The organism is Streptomyces xanthophaeus, assembly GCF_030440515.1.
GTDB classification, from domain to species: Bacteria; Actinomycetota; Actinomycetes; order Streptomycetales; family Streptomycetaceae; genus Streptomyces; species Streptomyces kutzneri.
Genome location: NZ_CP076543.1, coordinates 3090986 through 3111739 on the forward strand (window position 1 = coordinate 3090986; position 20754 = coordinate 3111739).

Genomic DNA, 20754 nt, shown 5'->3' on the forward strand with positions numbered 1-20754 from the left:
CTCACCGCAACCGGACCGGCCATGACCGAAGTATTCAGCACCACGGCCCCGGACGGCACGGCGTTCACGATCACAGCACGGTCTCGATGATTTCGAGCCATGTCGCGCGATCCCCTCCGAACCCCTCCCCCCGGCTGTCACCGGGAGGCGTTTCCGAAAGGTCACACGCCACCGTTCACCTTGTTACTCACCAGGAATAGCCAATTCGAACCACACTGTCTTGCCCGACTTCCCGTGCCGGGTCCCCCAGCGCTGCGAGGAGACGGCGACCAGGTGCAGGCCACGGCCCCCCTCGTCGTCGTGGTCCGCGACGCGTTCCCGGGGCGGATCCGGAAGCGGATCGGAAACCTCCACGAGGAGCGCGGGACCGCCCGCGGGGCCCCCGGCGGCTGGATTGCGCCGTTCCAGGCGAACTCCGATGGGGCCGGAGGCGTACCGCAGGGAATTGGTGACGAGCTCGCTGACCAGCAGGACGGTCACATCACCGACGACTTCCAGGCCCCAGTCGTGCAGGGCGCCGCGGACGGCGTGGCGGGCGGTGCGGACGGCACCGGGCTCGGCGGGGAAGGCCCACTCGGCGCACTCACCGTCTGTGTCGATCACGCCGATCACTTCCCGGGCCAGCAGCGACCCCAGTCCGGTTCGTCGGGGACGAAAGGGGGACGAGATAGGGATTAATAGCGACATACCCGATATTCGGGGCGTCGTACCACTCGATCCCCGCCCACCGGCGCACTGTGGCGCAGACGGCCTAGACCGCGAGCGTCACGCGCCCCCGCCACCGTCCTGGCGCAGCCGGCGCCCCGCCTCGGCGACCGCGGGCCGGTCCTGGTCCAGCCAGTCCACCGACTCCAGCTCCTCCGGCCCGAGCCAGCGCAGCTCGTCGTGGTCCTCCAGCGGGGCGGGCACTCCGGAGAGCAGCCGGGCGGTCCACACGTGCAGGACGAGCCCGGGCCGCAGCGGCCACTCCCCCGGGATCCGCTCCAGCGGCTCGGTCTCCACGCCGAGCTCCTCGCGCAGTTCGCGCACCAGCGCGTCGGGGACGGACTCACCCGGTTCGGCCTTCCCGCCCGGCAGCTCCCAGCGTCCGGCGAGCTCGGGCGGTGCGCTGCGGCGGGCGGCCAGCAGGCGCCCCTCATGACAAAGGGCTCCGCCCACGACCACGCGTACCGTCATGGGCGGAGCCTATGCCAGCGTCGCAGGGTGCTGCGACGCTCAGTTCATCGTGGCGGTCTGGCCGATCCGCTCGACCCAGTAGAGCTGCTTGTGCCCTCGGTCCTCGAGGCTGTCGGCGACCTTCTGGGCCTCGGCCCGGGTGGCGTACCGGCCCACCCGGTAGCGGTTGCCGTTGTCGTCCTCGCGTATGACCAGCCACGGAAGCAGCGCACCGCTGTCGTTCATTGCGTTTCACCCTCCGCCGACGTATCTGTCCGGGAAACCGCATTGCGCATATGCCCGAGCTTACGCCCGACCTTTACGGAGCGGATACGGTTTTTCACGAAGAGGTACCTCGCAGGCGTACGCATCCGGCCATGCGTACGAGCGGGCCGTGCGCGCCGGTCCGAACGGGGCGCATCGGAGTCCGGAGCGGGGCCGCAGCGCCCCTGTGCGGCGGGCATCCGCGCAGGTGGCACGGAGAAGCCGGCGGGGCGTCCGGCACGGTCTGGGCCGCGGTGCGCGGGGAGCGGGTCCCGGCATGCGGACCGAACGGTCCGGGGACGCCGGGGGACGGGACGGCGCGGGCGTCCGCCATCGCGCCGAAACCCGCCGGGTCGCGGGCGTCGCGCCGGGCGCGCGTGAACCCCCGGGCGGCGCCCGGGGGTTCGGACCGCAGCGGGAGCGGCTACCTCACCGGGAGGTGGTACGCCAGGCGGTAGCGGTCCGCCGGGACCACCACGTCGGCCGTCTCCACGGCACGGCCCGAGGCGTAGTACGTGCGGCCGATCACCAGCACCACGTGCCCCGGCACCCCGCCGAGGAGCATGATCTCCTCCGCCAGACCGGGCCGCGCTCCGACCTCCTCGACCACGTTGTCCACGACGACGTCGATCGCGGCCATCCGGTCGACCACTCCGGAGCCGCCCAGCGGGCCTTCCTCCGGCAGCATCACCGGGGTCCGGCCGGTCACGGCCAGCGGCTCCCAGGAGGTCGACAGCATCATCGCCTCCCCCGCGTCGCGGAAGACGTACCGCGTCCGCATCACGCGCTCGCCCGGATCGATGCCGAGCCGCTTGGCGATCTCCGTGGGCGCGCCCGTCTGCTCGCTGCTCGACTCCCAGGTGCCACGCGCGCCGGCGTCGGCCTGCTCCTGCCGGAACGGCGTCGAGGCACCGCCCGTGCGATAGCCGGCGCGGGCGACCCGCCGCGGGACTGGCTGTTCCCGTACGTACGTGCCGGATCCGGACCGGCCCTCGACCAGCCCCTCCGCCATGAGGACCTTGCGCGCCTCCAGGGCCACGGTGTCGGAGACCCCGTACTCCTCGCGGATGCGTGCCTGAGAGGGAAGCCGGGCGTGCGGGGGCAGAGAACCGTCGACGATCTTCCGTCGCAGATCCCCGGCCACGCGCAGATAGGCCGGCTGCTCACCGAAAGTCACTGGCCACTCCCATCAGGTTGACAGACAGCTACACCCTGGCAACCGACGGTTGAAGACCGCAAGCAAGGGCCAGAGTTTCACTCGAAGTGATGAAGCCAGGTCACTCAAACCCGTTACCCTGCGTTACCTGAAGAACGTCACACCGACGCGGCCGAGGGGCCCCCGCCCGCCCCGTCGTCCAGGTCTTCGAGGTCCTCATGGCTGTCCGACAGCCACTGCGGAATCACCGTCGAAAGCCCGTACGCACCGCGCAGCGTCCGCTCCGTCTCCAGGGACATCGCCGCCAGCGCCCGGTCCCACTGCTTGTCGAACTCCGCCGGCGTCCTGGCCTGCGAGGCGCGCTGCCACTGCGCGCGCGCCGCCTCGATCTCCTTCAGCTGCGCCGCAGCGGCCTTCTCCAGCCCCGCCCGGGCCGCCTCCCCCTGCAGGAGCTTCGCCTCGGCGCCCAGCGCCGCATGCACCTCCCGCGCCCATGCCTGGTACGCGGGCAGCGCGTCCTGCACGTCGTCCTCGGGAGGCCGGCTCATGACGAACTCGACGGAGTTGGCGGCCCGCAGGAAGGCCGACTGCTCGGGCTTCAGCATTGCGGCGTCCTTGCGCAGGCTGCCCCGCCACTCCTCGTCGGTGGTACCGATCACGCAGAGCAGCGTCCGGTCCCCCTCGCGCCAGGACCGGCCCGAGGGCGCGTAGTAGAACATCTCCGCGTACTCGGGCAGCGCCCACGTGTCCATCGCGTACTCGTCCTGGGCCTTCCAGCACGCGTCCTCGGACGCGCGGCCGGCCCCACGCGACTCGGGATCGTCCGATGCCTCCAGCGCCTTGGATGCGGTGACCTCGCCGTGGTGCACCTGCGCGCAGTCGATCCGGTACGTCACGGGCCGCTCGTCGACCAGGTCCCCGCCGGGAACGTTGAAGCAGTCGCCCGCCCGGAGGTCTTCGAGGTCCGTGAGCTCGCCCTCGACGTCGGAGAACTCGCTCAGCGAGTCGAACCCGCCGTCGGCGGCGCTCAGGACCCGCTCGGCGGTGAAGACCAGCGCGCCGGTCATCACCACGGACACCACCAGGCCCACGATCGCCAGGGCCTTGCCCCGGTCCCCCCGCTTCGCGATCTGCACGAGGGCCGCGATGCCGAAGGCTATGCCGAGCGGCGGCAGGCACAGCAGCCCGGACAGCAGCGCGGCGAGTGCGAAGCCGTTGAGCGCCGGCGGCTGCTGTCCGTGACCGGGTGGCGGTCCCCAGCCCCAGCCCTGCTGCGGGGGCGGCGGGGGCCAGGAGTGGCCCGGTCCGGGAGGAGGACTCGGCGGGGTGCTCACGGGGGCGGACTCCATCGCAGGGCGGCACCGCAGGACGGCATCGCGGGGCGCGCCGCGGAAGGCGCGAACGAATGCGCGAAATAGTACGCAGCAGGGGCACCCGGCAGGTCGCTCGCCCCCGCCGTCGCGTCCGGCCCGGCCGGCGGCCGCGGCTCCCGCGGCTCCGGCGCCGTGGTGCGTGAGCCGACCCCCGTAACGATCACCGACGCGTAACATCCGTGCCGTACACCGGCCATGACCGAGCAGAGGTGTTCCACACATGACGCACGCACTCCCCGGCTACATCTGTTCCGAGGACGGCACCCGCGCGGACGTCCGGACGGCGCCGTGGGCGTGCCCGGTCTGCGGCGGACCCTGGGACCTCGATTTCACACCGGACCCGGCCGCGGCACTGGAACCGGCCGCGGGGCCGAACTCGCTGTGGCGGTACGGGGCCGTGCTGCCGCTGCCCGGGGCGTTCTCCGTATCACTGGCCGAGGGGCACACCCCGATGGTCCCGCTGGCGGAGCGGATCCACGCCAAGCTCGACTTCCTGATGCCCACGCGGTCCTTCAAGGATCGGGGCGCGGTGATGCTCGTGGAGCTCGCCCGGCGGCTCGCACCGCAGCGGGTCGTGGCGGACAGCAGCGGCAACGCCGGGACGGCGGTGGCCGCGTACTGCGCGCGGGCCGGACTGGCCTGCGAAATCTTCGTACCCGAGGGCACGTCGGAGAAGAAGACGGCCCGGATGCGGTCGCACGGCGCGGACGTGCGGGTGGTCCCCGGTGGCCGCGAGGCCGCCTCGGAGGCGGCGCGGGCCGCGGCGGACGCGCCCGGGGTCTTCTACGCGAGCCACGTGTTCAACCCGTACTTCCTGCACGGGACCAAGACGTACGTGTACGAGGTGTGGGAGGAGCTGGGCGGCCGGCTGCCGGAGGCCCTGGTGGTCCCCGTGGGCAACGGCACCCTGCTGCTCGGGGCCGCCCTGGCCGTGGAGGAACTCGCCCGGCGCGGGGTCAGGCCGCCGGCGCTGATCGCGGTCCAGGCGGAGGCGGTGTCCCCGCTGGCGCAGGCCTTCGCGGCGGGCGCCGAGGAGGCGGCACCGGTGGAGCAGCGGCCGACCCTGGCCGAGGGGATCGCGATCCCTGCGCCGCCCCGCGCCCGCCAGATCCTGGCGGCGGTCCGCAAGTCCGGGGGCACCGTCCTGACCGTCCCGGACGACCGGCTGCAGGAGGCCCAGCGGGACCTGGCCCGCCGCGGCCTCTCCGTGGAGCCGACGGCGGCGGCCTGCTGGGCCGCGGTGGGACCGGCGGCGCCCGGGGATCCCCTGCAGGGCCGCACCGCCGTGATCCCCCTGTGCGGCGCGGGCGGATAGACGACGGACGGACGCGGGCGGAAGCGGGCGGAGGCGGGCAGAGGCAGACGGACGCGGGCGGAGGCGGACGGAGGCGGACGGAGGCGGACGGAGGCGGACGGAGGCGGACGGGCAGCGGCGCACCCGCGCCGCCCCACCCGTCCCACCCGTCCCACCCGTCCCACGTCCATGTCGGAATTCCGCGAGACCGGACGCACCCGGTCTGGTGAACTGACCCCATGACCACCCATGTTGATCTCGCCGCCAAGGCCACCGCGTTCGCGGCCCTGCACACCCCCGCCGCCCCGCTCGCCCTCGCCAACGCCTGGGACGTGGCAAGCGCCCGCATCGTCGCGGCCGCCGGCGCCCCCGCCGTCGCCACCACCAGCGCCGGCGTCGCCTGGTCCCTCGGCTCCCCCGACGGCGACGCCCTGGCGCGGGACCGGGCCCTCGACCTCGTCGCCCGCGTGGTCGCCGCCGTCCCGGCCGTGCCCGTCACCGCCGACATCGAGGGCGGCTTCGGCGCCGACCCGGCCGCCGTGGGCGAGACCGTGACCGGGGTCCTCGACGCCGGCGCGGTCGGCATCAACATCGAGGACGGGCACCGCGACCCCGCCGAGCAGATCGAGCGCCTGGCCGCGGCCCGCGCCGCGGCCGACGCCGCCGGGGTCCCGCTGTACATCAACGCCCGCATCGACACCTACCTCCGGGGCTTCGGCGAGGACGCCACCCGCCTGGACGACACGCTCGCCCGCGCCGCCGCGTACCTGCGGGCCGGAGCCACCGGCATCTTCGTGCCCGGCGTCCTCGACCCGGCCACCGTCGCCGAGCTCGCCAAGGGCATCGACGCGCCCCTCAACATCCTGCTCGGCCCGGACGCCCCGACCGTCGCCGCCTTCGGCGCCCTCGGCGTCTCCCGCGTCAGCCTCGGCTCCTGGGTCGCCGAAGCCGCGTACGCCGTGGTCCGCCGCGCCGCCGAGGAGCTGCTCTCGGAGGGCACCTACGGGGCGCTCGCGCACTCCCTCCCCTACGGCGAGCTGAACGACCTGCTCAAGGGGTGAGATATCCGGAAGCGTGCATGGGCCAACGACCTTAGGATCCGAGCATGAGCACCTCAACGCCGGTCGACGGCAAGGCCTCCGGACCGGCCACCGCCACCGCCCGCGGCAGGATCCCGGGTGCGGTCTGGGCCGCCCTCGCCGTCGTCTACGTCGTCTGGGGCTCGACCTACCTCGGCATCCGGATCGTCGTCGCGACCATGCCGCCCTTCCTCTCCGCCGGAGCCCGGTTCATCACCGCCGGCCTGCTGCTGTCCGCCGTCGTCGCCTGGCGGTACGGTCCGGCCGCGCTGCGGGCCACCCGCGCGCAGCTCGGCTCGGCGGCCCTGGTCGGGCTGCTGCTGATCCTCGGCGGGAACGGCCTGGTGGTCCTCGCCGAGACCTCGGTGCCGTCGGGCCTTGCCGCGCTGCTGGTGGCGGCGGTGCCGATGTGGGTGGTGGTGCTCCGGACGAGCACCGGGGACCGTCCCCCGTCGCGCACCCTGGCCGGGGTGCTGGTGGGTCTCGCCGGGCTCGCGGTGCTGACCAGCCCGGGGCTCAGCGGCGAGGTGCGGCTGTCGGGGGTGCTGCTGGTCGTGGCGGCTTCGGTGCTGTGGTCGCTGGGCTCGTTCTCGGCGCCGCGGCTGAAGCTTCCGGCCAACCCCTTCACGGGCAGCGCCTACCAGATGTTCGCGGGCGGGGTCGCCGCCGTGGTCGTGGGCCTGCTGCGCGGCGAGCACCGCGGCCTGGACCCGGCGGCGTTCTCCACCGCCTCCTGGCTGGCCCTCGGCTATCTGACGGTCGTCGGCTCGCTCGTCGGTTTCACGGCGTACGTGTGGCTGCTCCAGGCCGCGCCGCTGTCGCTGGTGTCCACGTACGCGTACGTCAATCCGGTCGTGGCCGTGGCGCTCGGCACGCTGATCCTCGACGAGGCCCTGACCTGGCCGATCCTGGTCGGCGGGGCGATCGTCGTGGCGGCGGTGGGCGTGATCGTCCGTACCGAGCGGAAGAAGTAGCGGAAGAAAGAGCAGGAGCAGCGGCGGCGCGGGCGCGCTCAGCCCCGGGCGGCCCGCTCGTACAGGGCTTTCGCGTGCTCGTCGAAGAGCGCGGCCGTGGAGTCCACGTCCGTGTCCCCGCCGCTCAGCACCCCGATCAGGTGCCCGGCGCGGTCCGGCCCGCCCCGGTCCGCGATCCAGGGGCTGCCGCTGGTCCCCGTCCAGAACCCGGCGCAGCTCATGTAGAGCATGTCGGGGTCGTCCTCGTCGTGGCGGGTCTGGGTGGTGCAGGAGACGGGCTTGTTCTGCGGGTTGTGCTCGGACTCCGGGTAGCCGACGACGGTCACGTCCCGTTCGTATCCCGAGGTCCACTCGGGCTTCGGGGCCTCGGCGCCGCCGCCGACCGCGTCCTGGATGCTGCGCCCGTCCTCGTCCGGCTCGATGGTGAGGAAGGCGAAGTCGGCGGTGTCCTCACCCCATTTCGTCCAGCGGTCGTCCACGTGGATCGACTTGACCTTCCACACCCCCAGCGGCTGGGTGCCGGCGCCCTCGCCGGAGAAGGCCGGGGCGAAGGAGAGCTCACCGATGGCCAGCCCGTCGTGGGCCACCTCGCCCGGCTGCCCGTCCTCGCCCGCGGGGGCCACGCAGTGCGCGGCGGTGGCGACGACGTTGCCCCCGGGGCTGTCGACGACGCTCGCCGTGCACCAGTGCTCGCCGGCCGCCATGAGTACGCCGACGGTGGGGAAGGGGAGCACCGGACGCTCGCCGGGCACCTCGAGGAACGCGACGGCGAACACCGCCGCGAGCCCCGCCGCGGCGGCCGCCGACGCCCCCTTCACCACCGTGCTCACCGCACGCCGGGATCGGGTGTCGGTCCCTTCATCACCTTGCTGATCCACTCCAGGGAGCCCTCCCTCATGCCGCGCACGTACGACTTTCCGTTGTGCTCACCATCCTGGATCACCTGCAGCGAGGTGTGCACGGGGCCCTTCCCGAAGTCGTTCATGAACTTCTCGGCCTTGTCGCGGCCGCTCTCCGCGGTGCCGATCTGGAAGTTGATGTAGACGTCCGGACCGCCCGCCGCGATCAGCTTCGCGGCGAGCTTCTCCGGGTTGTCGGCGTCCATGGCCTGCGTGTTCCCCTGCCAGAGCGGGGAGTCGGGGACGATGTCGACGCCGCTCGCGATGGCCGCCTTGAACCGGTCGGGGTGCTTGAGGACGTGCTTGAAGGCGCCGAATCCGCCCGCGGAGGAGCCCATGAAGGCCCAGCCGTCGCGGGAGGTGAAGGTGCGGAAATTGGCCTTCGTGAAATCCGGGATGTCTTCGACCATCCAGGTGCCCATCTTGGGCTGGCCGGGGATGTCCGAGGCGTCGAAGTGGTGTTTCGTGTCGGCGTTGTGCACCGGCATGATCAGGATGAAGGGCAGGCTGGTGCCGGCCTTGGCACCGTCGCTCACGGCCTTCTGGAGGCCGAGGCCGGGACCCGTACCCCAGTAGTTGGTGGGGTAGCCGCGGCCGCCGGGCAGGGAGATCAGGACCGGGAAGCCGCTCTTGGCGTACCTCGGGTCGTCGTACTCCTTGGGCACCCACACCCACACGTCACCCGTGAAGCCGGACTTCTTGCCGGTGAGGGTGGTGCGGCCGATCTGGGTGCCGTCCGGCAGCCGGGAGGTACGGACGAACGAGGCCTTCGGCCCGGTCGGCATCTGCACCTCGGGCGGCAGCTCGGCGGCCGCGCCGGCCTTCTCCTGGGCCTGGCCGAAGGAGACCGGATCCCCTATGTCCGAGAAGAGGCCGTATTTGTACGCTGCCGTTCCGCCCCCGGCGAGGGTGAGCGCGAGCCCGCCGCTGATCAGGATCATGCGCAGGCGATGGGGGCGACGGCCGCCCTCGGTCACAGGGCTGCCGTCGCCTTGCTGGTCTTGCTGCACGGTTTTTGTCCCGTTCCTTCTCCGGCGCCCACCAGGAGCGCGGGTCGGACCGTTCGGTCCCCCTTACACCCTTTACAGAGGTATGAACGACGGGATGGGTTGCCTGGGACGGGGGTGACGTGGCGAGCACCACGCGACCGGGCGGGACGCGCGGCCGGCCCGGTCAGCCGGCTTCGGGCTTGGGCCCCTTCAGGACCTTGCTGACCCACTCCAGGGAGCCTTCCTTCATGCCCCGGACGTAGTGCCAGCCGTTGTGCTCACCGTTCTGGATGTCGCGGATGGTCATCTTGACGGGTCCCTTGCCGTACTGCTGCTGGAACTTCGTCATCCGCTCCTTCCCGCTCTCCTTGGTGCCGATCTGGAAGTTGATGTAGACCTCGGGACCCTTGGTGTCGATCAGCTTCTGGGCGAGCTTCTCCGGGTTGTTCGCGTCCATCTCGGCCTGGTGGCCCTTCCAGAGCGGGGAGTCCGGGACGATCTCGCCGCCGCTGGCGATCACGGCCTTGAACCGGTCCGGGTACTGAAGGACGGTCTTCATGCCGACGAAGGCTCCGGAGGAGGAGCCCATGAAGGCCCAGCCGTCACGGGACTTGTACGTACGGAAGTTGGCCTTGACGAAGTCCGGGATGTCCTCGGCGATCCACGTGCCCATCTTGGCCTGGCCGGGGATGTCGGAGCCGTCGTAGTAGTACTTGGCGTCCGGGTTGAGCACCGGCATGATCACGACGAACGGCAGGCTGGTACCGGCCTTGGCGCCGTCGCTGATGGCCTTCTGGAGGCCGAGGCTGCGGTCGGCCCAGTAGTTGTCCGGGAAGCCGTTGCCGCCGGGGAGCGAGATGAGGACCGGGAAGCCGCTCTTGGCGTACTTGGGGTCGTCGTACTCCTTGGGCGCCCACACCCATACGTCACCCGTGAAGCCGGACTTCGCGCCGGCGAGGCGGGTCTTGGCGATGATCGTGCCGTCGTCGAGCTTGGTGGTCTGCTTGAAGCCGGACTTGGGGCCGGCCGGCATGAGCACGTCCGGGTCGCCGGAGGGTGTGGCGGCGGTCGCCGGGGCGCTGGGGTCCGCCTTGGCCGCGGCCGGGGGCGGGGTGTTCTTCCCGAAGCTCACGTCCTCGCCGTTGCCGGAGAACCAGTCGAGCTTCCAGGCGGCGAACCCGCCGCCGCCGAGCAGGAGCGCGAGGGCGACCGTCGCGCTGATCCATATTCGGCGCCGGGAGCGCTTCGGCTCCGGGGTCCAGGCCGGGGCGGGCTGCTCGCCGTAGGCCTGGTGCTGCTGCTGCGGCGGGCCCGGGTACCCGGGGAAGTCCTGGTGCCCCTGGTACTGCTCCTGGGGCGGATACTCCTGGTACGACGGCTGCTCATCAGGCCGCGGGCGCTGCGGGTACTGGTGCACGAACTTCGCTCCGAACGGTCATGGCTGCCCCCGAGGGCAGAACGGCTGGGCATCCCCTAGTTCTGATGTGCGAAACCCCCGCACAGTTCCAAAACAGAGCAAAATCATGCCAGGGATCTCGCCCGGCCGGCCGTCTCGGCGCCGGGCGTGGAGCACCGCCGGCGGACGGCGCCCTCCGCCGGCGGGGACGGCGCCGTCGAGCAAGGTTCATGAAGGCCGGGTTGCGCCGATCCCGGGGTTCCGGCGGGCCCGCGACTCGGCGAGTACGTACGGCACCGCGGGCAGCAGCAGGAGCGGCGCGACCCACAGCGGGAGCGTGAACAGCACCCCGTCTCCGGTCAGCCGCCTGACGAGGATCATCACCGGCAGGCCGACGGCGAGGGAGAGCAGCAACCGCTGATACAGGCGCATGCTGCCCCGCCGCAGCTCCCAGACGACCGTGACCGCGCCGATGGCCGCCCAGAAGACGACGTAGTCCGCGGTCACCTCCAGTCGGGTGGTCCACCGGGTCAGGAAGTAGAAGAGCGGCAGGAAGCCGAGGACGAAGCAGGCCATGGCCGCCGTACGCAGGGCCCGCCGGCCGAACGGGGCCCGCTCGCGCGCCCAGGCCGCGGCGAAGGCCCGTACGTCCGGGCCGACGACGTCCTGCGCGGTGCGCCCGGCAGCTTCCGCGTCCTCCAGGTGCGCGGAGAGCTCGTCGAGCATCTCCCGCATGGCCGCGTCGCCGACGCCGCGGTACTCCCAGTTGCTGCGGCAGGCGGCGAGTATCTGCTCGTTCGTCATGGCGCTTCTTCCCCCGTGGGTCGCGTACCGGCGCCCAGGATCCGGCCGACGGGGCCGGCGAAGGCCTGCCAGTCGGCCCGCCCCCCGGTCAGCTCGGCGCGCCCGGCTTCGGTCGGTCGGTAGTACTTGCGCGGGGCGCCGCCGCTGGGGGACGGGGCACGGTACGAGGAGATGAGCCCCGCCCGCTCCATCCGTGCGAGCAGCGGATAGATGCTGCCGTCACTGACGAGGTCGAGCCCGCCTTCGGCGAGGGCCTCGGCGAACTCGAATCCGTAGCGGGGCCGTTCGGCGATGAGCGACAGCAGACAGAGGTCGAGCACTCCGCGCAGGAGCTGACTGCGCCGTTGGTCGGCGGCCGCGGTCGGCTTCTTTGTCATGCGGTACAAGATAGTCATCGACTTCCTTGCACCGCAAGACAATCAGATCCTGCTAGGAAGACCCGCGGACCGTTCCCAGCCGCGCCTGCTCCTCCTCGACGATCCGCCGGGCCATCGCGACGTCCGACACGTCGACCGCGTCCGGTGTGGACTCGGCGACGGCGCTGCGCCGCGCGTACGCGTCGAACAGGCGGGTCTTGTTCTTCAGGATCCGCACCATCCGCTCGTCCACGCCGCGCGGGGCGAGCAGCCGGTGCACCCGGACCGGACGCACCTGCCCCATCCGGTGGGCCCGCGCCACCGCCTGGTTCTCGATGGTCGGCTTGACCTGGGGCTCACAGATGATCACGACGGAGGCGGCCTGCATGTTGAGCCCCACCCCCGCCGCCTCGATCTGCGCCACCAGTACCGCGTGACCCGGCGCGGCGGCGAACTCGTCCACCACCTGCTGGCGGCGGGCGGGCGGTACGTTCCCCGAGAGCGGACCGAGCACCCGGCCGCCGCCGGGACCCGGCGCGGCCTCCAGGGAGTCCTTCACCACCCCCAGGACGTCCCTGAAGTTGGAGAACACCACCACCTTCAGCCCGTTCTCGGCGGCGTCCTCGACGATCTCGCGCAGCCGGTTCAGCTTCGCCGACTTCTCGGGGTGTGCGTACGCCGCCCTGCGCATCGCCATGAAGTTGCCGGAGCGCACGGCCTCGCGGTAGGCGGCCTCGTCGGAGGCGCTCAGCTCCTCCCACTCGTCCGTGTGCTGGAGCGCGGGCAGTTCGGTCAGGACGTCCTGCTGGTTGCGGCGCAGATAGACCGGGGCGACGGCCTTCCGGAAGGCCTTGGAGCCGGCCACGCCGTCCCGGTCACCGACGGCCGCGGCCAGATCGGGCTGGAGGATGCTCACCAGGCTGCGGAACTCGGAGACCCGGTTCTCCATGGGTGTCCCGGTCATGAACAGGACGCGGTCGCAGCGCCCGGACCACTCGGTCACGGCCTGCGCGCGCCGGGTCTTGGGATTCTTCACGTAGTGCGCCTCGTCCACGACCAGCATCCCGATCTCGCCGCCCCCGGGCGTGGGAAATCCGCGCAGGGCGTCGAAGGTGGTCACCGCGACCCCGCCCCGGCCCTTCCAGTCGGCGAACGCCTCCTGCCGGTCGGGGCCGTGCAGGCACATCACGCGCAGCTTGCTGCGGGCCTCGATCTCACGCGTCCAGTTGATCAGGACGCTGGCCGGGCAGACGACCATGAAGTGGCTCTGGCCTTCGGCAGCGAGGTGGGACAGGGCGGCGATGGCCTGGATGGTCTTCCCGAGCCCCATCTCGTCCCCGAGGATCACCTTGCGCTGCGCCAGCGCGAAACGCGCCCCGAAGGACTGGTAGCCGCGCAGCGACACCCTGCGGTGCGTGTCGTCGAGCTGCTGGCGGCGGACCCGCTCGGCGACCTCGTCGGGCAGGAACCCTTCGGCGGCGGCCGCGTCGGGGCTGCGGCCGGCGATCTCCGCGAGGAGGCTGTAGTACTCGGCGGAGCGCAGCTCGAAGTCCACCCAGGCCGCCACCTCGGTCGAGGGACCGCGCAGCAGATCCACCGAGGCCTGCGCGAGCAGCTCCGGCACCGCGCCCTGCGCCGCTTCCTCGGTCAGGCCGCGGACCTCGGCGACGGCTCCGAGCGCCCGGTCCCGCCTGGCCTGCCCCGCCAGCAGCATCCGCAGCCGCCCGGCGGCCGGCCTGGCCTCGGCGAGCAGCGGGCCGAGCCGCTGCGCGAGCACCGCGGCCGCGTCGAGGGCGCGCTGCGCGTCGGGGCCCGCCTCCACCAGTACGTGCAGGGCCATGACGAGCGCGGTGGTCCGCGGCTCCGGCCGGTCCACGTCGATGTGCACGGCGATGGTCTCCCGGACGGCGTCGGAGATCTGGCGTGCCGCCGCGATGACCTGATCGGCGGTCCGCTGCCCCACACCGGGGATCTGGCGCAGCCGGTACGACCCGGCGTCGAGCACCTGCCCGACCGAGCGCAGCCCGCTCCGCTCGACCTCCCCGAGCCTCAGCCGGCCCTCGGTGACCTCCTTCAGCCGGGCCACGGGGATGGCCTCCAGGGCCTGTTCCGCCGCCGTGTCATGGATCGGCTTCAGGGCCTCCCGAACGGCTTCGACGGCCTGCCGGTGGTCACCGACCACCGCCTGCGCGGCCTCGTACAGCCGCTCTCCCCCGGCGACCGCCTCCCGCTCCCTGCGCCCCATCCGGCCCCGGCCTCTCTCTCCGTGTCCCCGCATCCTCCCACCGCCGCGGCGCAACGCCGAAAGCGCCGGCACCGGCCGGATGCGACGGTGACCGGCCGCCGCGAGCACCGGGGTGGTCGCAGCAACCGGTCACCGCCGGACGTCACTCGCCCAGGAGCCGGGCGGTGCGGGCGTCGAGCTCCTCTCGGACCATGCGGGCGTGCTCGGTGCGCGCCTTGTAGTGGTCGTGACCCAGCCGGGCCTTGTCCTCCTCGGCCCACACCTGCGCCGCGTACTGGCGGACCTCGTGGTCGATGGCGTCGACCCGCCGCTGCGCCTCCTGGTCCTCCAGGTGCATGCGCTTGTTGGCCTCGCGCCGCTCGCCGAGCCTACGGTCGTACTCGGACGGGCCGCTCATCAGCTTGGCGAGCACCGGCATGGCGTCGACCAGCAGCAGCACGGCGTGCAGCAGGAACATCATGAAGAGCGCGAAACCGTCGGACCAGGCCACCGTGGACAGCGCGTCGGCGCGCAACAGCAGTCCGTCGTTCTGCTGCGACTTCTGCCGGTCGGCGACCTTGGCGTCGATCGCCTTCTTGACGTCCGTGCGGTAGGAGGTGCCGGTCGTGATCAGCTCCTCGGACAGGAGGTTGCCCTTGCCGACGAGCTCGGCGCGCTTGGCCTCGTACTCGGCGATCTTGCTCGTGGCCTTGTACGTGCCGGTGTCGGCGCGGGCGCGCTCACAGGTCTCGCTGGTGTCCCAGCCGTTGCCGCGCCGGATCCATCGGTCCTTGGCGCACTCGCGGCGCTCGGTCTCCAGCTTCCCGGAGAGGTTGTCGTTGTAGGTCTTGATCTGCTCGTCGAGGCGGGCGGTGGCGGCGGTGGTGTCGGCGATGTCCTGCTTGATCGAGGCCGGCGCGCCCGGCACGGTCAGATGGAAGTCGCCGCACTCGTCGCGGTTCGTCGTGTCCTGGCCGTCGAGGGGGTTGCAGGCGGTGAGGTCACCCCGGAAGTCGGCGAGGTCGCGCTCCCTGCTGACCGCCATCTCCTGGCGTATTTCACGGTCGAAGATCTGGAACAGCAGCGGTTCGGCGATGGTGAGCCCGAGCACCACGGAGAGGAACAGCCGGGGCACCAGCATGCGGACCGCCCGGCCGCCGGTGTAGCCGTGGGTGCTGGAGACCAGCCAGCTGTCCAGGGCCAGGACGATCCATGCCCACGCCATGCCGACGAGGACGGCCACCGCGACCGGTGTGCCCTCGCGGATCGTGCAGATGGCCATGGCCATGGAGGCACCGCCGAGCAGCGCGGTGTTGAGGACGATCGCTCCGTACCACGTGTAGCGGGCGCGCTCGGCACTCTCGCGGTCGAGGATCTCCTCGCGGATGCCGATCAGACGCCGCAGGAGCGCGGCGGGGCCGCGGCCGCCCCAGGCCTGGCGGGCGCGGTGGGCGGGCCGGGTCTCGGCCGCCCATGCGTCGTACTCCTCCTCGGGCGGGCGTACGGGAGTGTCAGCGGCCACGCTCCTCCCTCCCCGCTTCACCGAGGTCGTCGTCGGCGATCAGGGGGCGGCGCGCGGAGCGGGCGCCGTCGTCGTCACCTGCGCCGTCGCGGTCCCGGCCGGTGCCGCCGTCGCGGGCGGACCGGTCGGTGCGCTCGCCCCCGTCGCGGTACCGGTCGTCCGTGTACCGGTCGTCGCCGTACCGGTCGTCGCCGTACCGGTCGTCCCCGTACGGATCCTCACGCCGGCCGTCGCGTCGGCCGTACTCCTGTCCGTACTCCCGGCCGTACTTCTGCTTCCCGTACGGGTCCTCCTCGTCGTAGGACCGGCGACGGGGCTCTTCGGAGCGGTCCCCGGACGACGCGCCGGTGCCCTCCTTCAGCTGCGGGGTGTCGGCGGCGCCGGCCACCTGCGCGGCGGCGGGCGGGTCCTGGTCGAGGAGGCTCTGCCCGGTGCTGAGGCGCTCGACGAAGGCGCGCGCGTCGAGCGGCGCGTTGTCGAGGAGGCCGCGGTTGATCAGCTGGCGGCTCAGCTCCTGGTTGATGTTGTCGCGCCGGTCGGCCCGGTGACGCCGCTCGGCCCGGTCGGCGAGCACATCCTCGCGCTGGTCCGCCCGCTGCCGCAGCCGGTCGTCGCGGTCCGCGGCCCGCTTCTCGCGCTGCTCCTCCCGGGCGGCGTCGAGCGCGGCGCGCTGATCCTGGCGGTCGACCTCACGGTGGCGGTCCTCGCGCTCCAGGCTGTAGCGGATGTCCTCCCGTTCGGCGTGGCGCCGGCGTTCGGCGTTCTCCCGGTGGCGCTCCTCGTCCTCGCGCTGCCGCTCGCGCCGCAGCCGGTCGGTCTCGCGCTGCCGCTCGGCCAGCTCGGAGTACCCGATCTCGCCCCGGCGCTGGGCGAGGACGTCGGTGTGGGCGGGGTCGGTGCCGAAGTCATCGAGGTCCTTGAGCGCCTCGGTGCGCTCGAACTCGAAGTCCTTGCGCTTGATGTTGTGGGTGTAGTGCTGGTCCTCGGCGTCGGTCCGCTGGGTGTACGACCGCCGCAGGTCCTCCAATTCCTGCTGGTGCCGCATTTCGAGCGAGTTGCGCTCGGCCGCCATCGCCTTGCGTTCCTTCTCGCGCTCGTGTTCCATCTGCTCGCGCTCGTGCTGCATCTGCTCGCGCTCGCGGCGTACCGCCTCCTTCACGCGGTCGTGCTCGCGCTCGCGCTGCTGGTCGGCGAACTCCTGCGGGGTGAGCACCGTCAGGTACGGGTCGCCGACGGACAGCCCGGCGATGCGCGGCGGCTCCATCTCCAGGTACGAGATCAGGCGCGCGGTCAGCCGCCGGGACACCTCCTTGCCCGCTTCGAGCGGCCATTCCTGGGTGACGTCGGTGAGTCCGGGCAGCGCCCGGAGGTACCCGAGCAGCCGGGACTCCACGTCGACGACGCCCTCGCGGACGACGGCCACGGGGTCGGTGACCGTGCAGTGGAAGGCGACCTGGACGGTGAAGCCGTCGGTCTCGGCGGACGGTACGTCGGTGCCGACGGTGATGGGCACCGCGGTGCGGCAGTCGACGACCGTGACCGAGCCTGCGTTCAGGACGGTCTCGTCGCCGGGCCCGCGGACGCCGTGGTCGGTGAGGTACTGGTCACCGGTGCGGTAGACGAGGACCTGGTGGGCGGAGACGCGGGGCAGTTCGTCGTGCGAACGGGTCGGCTGGTTCCAGAAGCGGCGACCGGTGCGGGGCGCAGGAGCCAGCACCCGCTCCTCGACCAGGGGATAGGTCCTGTGGATCGTGGTCATCGTGGGTGGGTGTCCTTCACACGGTTCAAGGCGCCGAGCAGGGTCGCGACGCAGTCGGGACCAGTGGCGCGGGTGGGACGGGAGTCCGCGAGTCGGCCCAGCTCGCTTGTCAGCATGGGGTGTTCGACCTGCGGAAGCGCGGCGGCGAGGGCGTGACCGAGTCGCGCGGCCGCAGCGGTGGGGTCGGAGGTCACGGCGTGCAGGCCGCGGACCGTGACGAGCAGAGCGGACAGGGCGTTGCGGCGCAGCGGCCGGTAACAGAGGACCGCCGCCCACAACTCGGCGACGACGTCGGCCTCCTCGGGCCGGTCGGCGACGTAGCGTGCGACGGCGGGGCGGCCCGAGAGCCGCTCGGTGGCGGTGAAGATCCAGAGGGTGGTCTCGAGGACGAGCAGGCCGGTCGCCGAGTAGGCGGCGGACCGGGTGCGCCGCTCCTTCCTGATCCGGTGCGCCAGGGCGTCGAGCACGATGCCGGCGTCCTCCTGGCAGTCGACGAGCGTCAGGAACAGCTGCGCCCAGGCCCGCAGCCCGTGTTCGCGTTCCTGCCGCTTTTCGAGGGCGCTGGTGCGCAGCACCGCCCAGAGCCACTTCACCGCGTCGGTGGGGAAGGTGACGCCGAGCTGGCCGCTGAAGGCGAGGAGCGCGGTGCCCCGCAGGGTGGGGTGGGTGGACTGGGCCCAGGTGCGGGCCAGTGTGAGCGCGGCGGCCGCCTGGGTCTCCTCCAGGCACATGTACCAGAGCACGTACACGGCGAGGGTCTGCCCGGTCTCGCCGCTCTCCCCGCGCGCCCACGGGTCGAGGTAGCTCTGTACGACCTCGTCGAAGGCGATGTGCCCGAGCAGCGTGAGTCCGGAGGCGATGGAGAGCTGGAGGGCGGGGTCGGGGTCGGCGTCGACGAGCGCGTCCAGCCAGTGGCGGACCGCGTCCCAGTACTCGGTGGGGTGGTCGCGCCACAGTGCCTGCAGCACCCAGCGGCGCAGCTCGGCGTCGGCGAAGACCATGACCTCGCGGGTGGTCGCGCCGTAGATCTGCATCTCGGTGGTGATCAGGGCGTTGCGGGAGAGCGAGCGGCGCCGGTCCACCGGGCGGGCGCGGCGGCGCTGCTGCGGGCCTTGGCCGTCGGGGGCGGCGCCCTGCTCGGTGGCGTCGGGGGCCGCAGCGCCGTCGGCGGCGGCCCCGGCCGCGGCCCCTGCTTCCGGTGTGAAGTAGACCGGTCCGAGGAGCCGTTCGAGGAGGTCCTGGAGCGATTCGAAGGCGCGCCGTCCGATGCCCGGGGCGAAGGCGAGGGTGGTGACCTCGGCGATCTCGCGCAGGCTGCGCTCCTCCTCGGCGCCGAACCACTCCTGGACCGCCTGCGGCGCGCTGCCGCTGTGTTCCTTCCACGCCTGGTCGGGGTCGGCGCCCGCCGCGATCCGCTGGGCCGCGTCGGCGACGACCGCGAGGGGGCAGCGGGGCGGGATGCCGGCCACGGCCCGGTCGACGATCTCCTGCGGGATACGGGCCTGGACCAGCCGGGCCCGTACCACCTTGTCCAGGAGCGGGGGCCGCCACGGCAGATGGCGTACGGCCTTGGGGGAACGGCCGGCCACGCCGTGCACGGTGGTGATCACCAGGTGGGCGTGGTGGCGGCGCAGCTGGTCGCGCACCCGGCGCCAGTCGAAGTCGGAGGACGGACCGGCGTCGTCCGCGGTGGTCCCGGCCGCATCCGCGGCTCCCGCGGTTCCGGTGCGGTCGAGGACGACGTAGCCAACGCCCGCGTCGAAGGTGCGCTCCGCGAGCTGGTCGAGGCCGATGTCGGGCGAGAGCACCACGTAGTCGGCGGAGGGTCCGACCGTCTCCCGGAGGAGGGCGACCGCGCCGGAGCGCTTGCCTGTGCCCTGGGGGCCGGTGAGGACGACGATGCCGGTACGGGACAGCTCGGCGGCGGCTTCGTCGAAGCAGTCGGGTCGGATGTAGGAGCGCAGCAGCGCGTCGATCTCGTCGGCGTCGAGGAGGCCGGTGGCACGGGCCCGCCCGGGCCGCTCGGCGGCGGTGGCGATGCCGAAGTGGGCGCGGCCGTGGTACTGCGGGCCGTAGAAGTTGTTGTAGACGCGGTAGTCGCCGTCGGAGGGATCGGCTGCGGAATCCGCTGCGGAAGCGACTCCGGAATTGGCTCCGGAATTGGCTCCAGAATTCACTCGTGAGGGTGACGGGGAGGCGGGTGTGGACGGGGTCGGGGTCGGCGGCGGGGTCGGGGTCGGCGGCGGGGTCGGGGTCGCGGGCGGCTCGGGGGCGGGGCGGGGATCGGCCGCGCTGTTCGCCTCGTCCGTTAACTGCCGGGGTTCGCCGGTCACGCCGTCTCCTTCCCCACCACTGCCGTGATCCTCCGTGCGCCGATCCGTGGATCTCACGTGTGCACCCCGTCTCCCCGTCCGCTCAACTCACTTGGAGATGCCGAAGACGACGTTCCCGTTGATGACGGTTCCGTACAGATGGTTGGTGGCCGAGTCCCCGCCGCCGGCGCCGGCCGCCGCCGAACCGGAATGCGAACCAGAGGAACGACCGGAGCCGGTGTCGGAGCCGTCACCAGAAGCAGAACGGGAACCGGAGATGGAACCGGAATCAGAATCGGAATCCGGACAGGGGCCCGGCTCGCCGAGGTCCAGCGTGTGGACGTCGTACCCCGACACCCACAGCCAGGCCCGGCCCCGGTACTCCTTCTTCTCGACGACGACCTCGCGGAACTCCTCCGGCCGGAAGTTGGTGTACCCCTGGGCGACGAGCTCGGTGAAGACCGGCGCGGTCAGCGCGACGGCGAGCGCGGCGTCCGGGGCCGCGGCGAGGGCCCGGCGCAGGGGGTCGCTCTCCAGGATGCGGGAGACCTCGACGGGACCGGGGCCCACGAAGCCGTTGGGGGCCTCGGACGCCGGACCGAAGTGCACGGCGGCGCGCAGCGCGACCCGCGCGCCGGGCACCCGGTCTCGGTTGTGGGCCCGCAGCCCGGCATCCAGCCGGCGCATGAACGGCTCGACGAGCGCCTGCTCGTCGGAACCGGCCGGGAGCACGGCGAACTCGGAATCCCCTGCGGCCTGGCGTACCCAGGAGGCCCGGTCGAGCCCGGCCGCCTCGGCGGACTCGGAGAGAAGCCGGGGCAACACTGTCTGAATCTCGCGCTGTCGCGCGGTGTCCGCGCTGCCGTAACCTCGCGCGTCGACGGCGAGCAGAAGCCGCCTGCCGAATCCACCCATCGCACCTACGGACATCCCGTCCTCCTCGTCCGTAACATCGGGAAGCACAGCATGCCGCACCTCCAACTCGCTTGCGAATCAGAAGAGTTACGAGGTTCGGAGCGATGCGGCAGGCCGCTCCCGGACCGTTGCCCACCCCCGTGGAGCGCCGGTCGCCCTGCCAGTCGTACACCGGATCCGGCCACTTGCACCCCGTGGAAATACGGGATCTCGCGCAATCGTCCGATCCCGTAGAAGTGCCTGGTCCGCCCGGCGGGCGGGTGGCTCGATGGAAGTCCTTCCG

General features: G+C 72.4%; 18 protein-coding genes. 3 read left to right on the plus strand and 15 right to left on the minus strand.

Features of this window, described 5'->3' with window-relative positions:
- Positions 1-183 precede the first annotated feature (183 nt).
- The 5 genes from KO717_RS13175 to KO717_RS13195 form a co-directional block, all read right to left on the minus strand.
- The gene (locus tag KO717_RS13175; RefSeq protein ID WP_301366889.1) at positions 184-612 is read right to left on the minus strand and encodes an ATP-binding protein; all 429 of its coding nucleotides are present in this window, start codon (positions 610-612) and stop codon (positions 184-186) included.
- 153 nt (positions 613-765) lie between these two features.
- A complete protein-coding gene (locus tag KO717_RS13180) occupies positions 766-1176 on the minus strand; it encodes a (deoxy)nucleoside triphosphate pyrophosphohydrolase (RefSeq protein ID WP_301366890.1) in 411 nt (136 codons plus the stop codon).
- Between the two features lie 39 nt (positions 1177-1215).
- Positions 1216-1401, minus strand: a complete 186-nt coding sequence (locus tag KO717_RS13185) for an SPOR domain-containing protein (protein ID WP_030012541.1) — start codon at positions 1399-1401, stop codon at positions 1216-1218.
- A 442-nt stretch (positions 1402-1843) separates the two neighbouring features.
- Positions 1844-2596 (minus strand): GntR family transcriptional regulator, encoded by a 753-nt coding sequence (locus KO717_RS13190; RefSeq protein ID WP_301366891.1) that lies wholly within the window; start codon positions 2594-2596, stop codon positions 1844-1846.
- A gap of 137 nt (positions 2597-2733) precedes the next feature.
- Entirely contained in the window at positions 2734-3909 is a 1176-nt protein-coding gene (locus tag KO717_RS13195) for a DUF4190 domain-containing protein (protein ID WP_301366892.1), read from the minus strand.
- Positions 3910-4168: 259 nt separating this feature from the next.
- Between KO717_RS13195 and KO717_RS13200 the strand changes: the two genes are divergently transcribed.
- The 3 genes from KO717_RS13200 (at position 4169) to KO717_RS13210 (ending at position 7295) form a co-directional block, all read left to right on the plus strand.
- A complete protein-coding gene (locus KO717_RS13200) occupies positions 4169-5263 on the plus strand; it encodes a pyridoxal-phosphate dependent enzyme (protein WP_301366893.1) in 1095 nt (364 codons plus the stop codon).
- Between the two features lie 218 nt (positions 5264-5481).
- Positions 5482-6303 (plus strand): isocitrate lyase/PEP mutase family protein, encoded by an 822-nt coding sequence (locus tag KO717_RS13205; RefSeq protein ID WP_301366894.1) that lies wholly within the window; start codon positions 5482-5484, stop codon positions 6301-6303.
- Between the two features lie 44 nt (positions 6304-6347).
- On the plus strand, positions 6348-7295 hold the full coding sequence (locus KO717_RS13210; protein WP_301366895.1) for an EamA family transporter: 948 nt from the start codon (positions 6348-6350) through the stop codon (positions 7293-7295).
- Between the two features lie 38 nt (positions 7296-7333).
- On the opposite strand, the gene KO717_RS13215 is transcribed toward KO717_RS13210, so the two are convergent.
- The 10 genes from KO717_RS13215 to KO717_RS13260 all read right to left on the minus strand — a co-directional run bounded on the left by KO717_RS13215 (position 7334) and on the right by KO717_RS13260 (position 20381).
- On the minus strand, positions 7334-8125 hold the full coding sequence (locus tag KO717_RS13215; protein WP_301366896.1) for a trypsin-like serine peptidase: 792 nt from the start codon (positions 8123-8125) through the stop codon (positions 7334-7336).
- Entirely contained in the window at positions 8122-9135 is a 1014-nt protein-coding gene (locus KO717_RS13220) for an alpha/beta hydrolase (RefSeq protein ID WP_301366897.1), read from the minus strand. The genes KO717_RS13215 and KO717_RS13220 overlap by 4 nt, the downstream gene beginning before the upstream one ends.
- A gap of 232 nt (positions 9136-9367) precedes the next feature.
- Complete coding sequence (locus tag KO717_RS13225) at positions 9368-10600, minus strand: alpha/beta hydrolase-fold protein (RefSeq protein WP_437184504.1); 1233 nt, start codon at positions 10598-10600, stop codon at positions 9368-9370.
- A 207-nt stretch (positions 10601-10807) separates the two neighbouring features.
- Positions 10808-11383, minus strand: coding sequence for a hypothetical protein (locus KO717_RS13230; protein ID WP_301366898.1), 576 nt, complete (start codon positions 11381-11383; stop codon positions 10808-10810).
- Positions 11380-11760, minus strand: coding sequence for a PadR family transcriptional regulator (locus tag KO717_RS13235; protein ID WP_301366899.1), 381 nt, complete (start codon positions 11758-11760; stop codon positions 11380-11382). The genes KO717_RS13230 and KO717_RS13235 overlap by 4 nt, the downstream gene beginning before the upstream one ends.
- A gap of 52 nt (positions 11761-11812) precedes the next feature.
- Positions 11813-13984: a DEAD/DEAH box helicase gene (locus KO717_RS13240; protein WP_301366900.1), complete on the minus strand. Its 2172-nt coding sequence runs from the start codon at positions 13982-13984 to the stop codon at positions 11813-11815.
- A gap of 142 nt (positions 13985-14126) precedes the next feature.
- Positions 14127-15485: a DUF4407 domain-containing protein gene (locus KO717_RS13245; RefSeq protein WP_301366901.1), complete on the minus strand. Its 1359-nt coding sequence runs from the start codon at positions 15483-15485 to the stop codon at positions 14127-14129.
- Positions 15475-17244: a hypothetical protein gene (locus KO717_RS13250; protein ID WP_301366902.1), complete on the minus strand. Its 1770-nt coding sequence runs from the start codon at positions 17242-17244 to the stop codon at positions 15475-15477. Before KO717_RS13250 ends, KO717_RS13245 begins: the two co-directional genes overlap by 11 nt.
- Positions 17241-19421, minus strand: coding sequence for a hypothetical protein (locus tag KO717_RS13255; protein WP_301366903.1), 2181 nt, complete (start codon positions 19419-19421; stop codon positions 17241-17243). The genes KO717_RS13250 and KO717_RS13255 overlap by 4 nt, the downstream gene beginning before the upstream one ends.
- Positions 19422-19664: 243 nt before the next feature.
- Positions 19665-20381 carry a hypothetical protein gene (locus KO717_RS13260; RefSeq protein ID WP_301366904.1) on the minus strand — a complete coding sequence of 239 codons (717 nt, stop codon included), beginning with the start codon at positions 20379-20381 and terminating at the stop codon, positions 19665-19667.
- Positions 20382-20754 lie beyond the last annotated feature (373 nt).

Bases quoted from the DNA above. Each gene is read 5' to 3' on its own strand.
- KO717_RS13180 (WP_301366890.1), bottom strand. From the start codon at position 1,176: ATGACGGTACGCGTGGTCGTGGGCGGAGCCCTTTGTCATGAGGGGCGC.
- KO717_RS13185 (WP_030012541.1), bottom strand. From the start codon at position 1,401: ATGAACGACAGCGGTGCGCTGCTTCCGTGGCTGGTCATACGCGAGGAC.
- KO717_RS13200 (WP_301366893.1), top strand. From the start codon at position 4,169: ATGACGCACGCACTCCCCGGCTACATCTGTTCCGAGGACGGCACCCGC.
- KO717_RS13205 (WP_301366894.1), top strand. From the start codon at position 5,482: ATGACCACCCATGTTGATCTCGCCGCCAAGGCCACCGCGTTCGCGGCC.
- KO717_RS13210 (WP_301366895.1), top strand. From the start codon at position 6,348: ATGAGCACCTCAACGCCGGTCGACGGCAAGGCCTCCGGACCGGCCACC.
- KO717_RS13220 (WP_301366897.1), bottom strand. From the start codon at position 9,135: ATGATCCTGATCAGCGGCGGGCTCGCGCTCACCCTCGCCGGGGGCGGA.
- KO717_RS13230 (WP_301366898.1), bottom strand. From the start codon at position 11,383: ATGACGAACGAGCAGATACTCGCCGCCTGCCGCAGCAACTGGGAGTAC.
- KO717_RS13235 (WP_301366899.1), bottom strand. From the start codon at position 11,760: ATGACAAAGAAGCCGACCGCGGCCGCCGACCAACGGCGCAGTCAGCTC.
- KO717_RS13240 (WP_301366900.1), bottom strand. From the start codon at position 13,984: ATGGGGCGCAGGGAGCGGGAGGCGGTCGCCGGGGGAGAGCGGCTGTAC.
- KO717_RS13250 (WP_301366902.1), bottom strand. From the start codon at position 17,244: ATGACCACGATCCACAGGACCTATCCCCTGGTCGAGGAGCGGGTGCTG.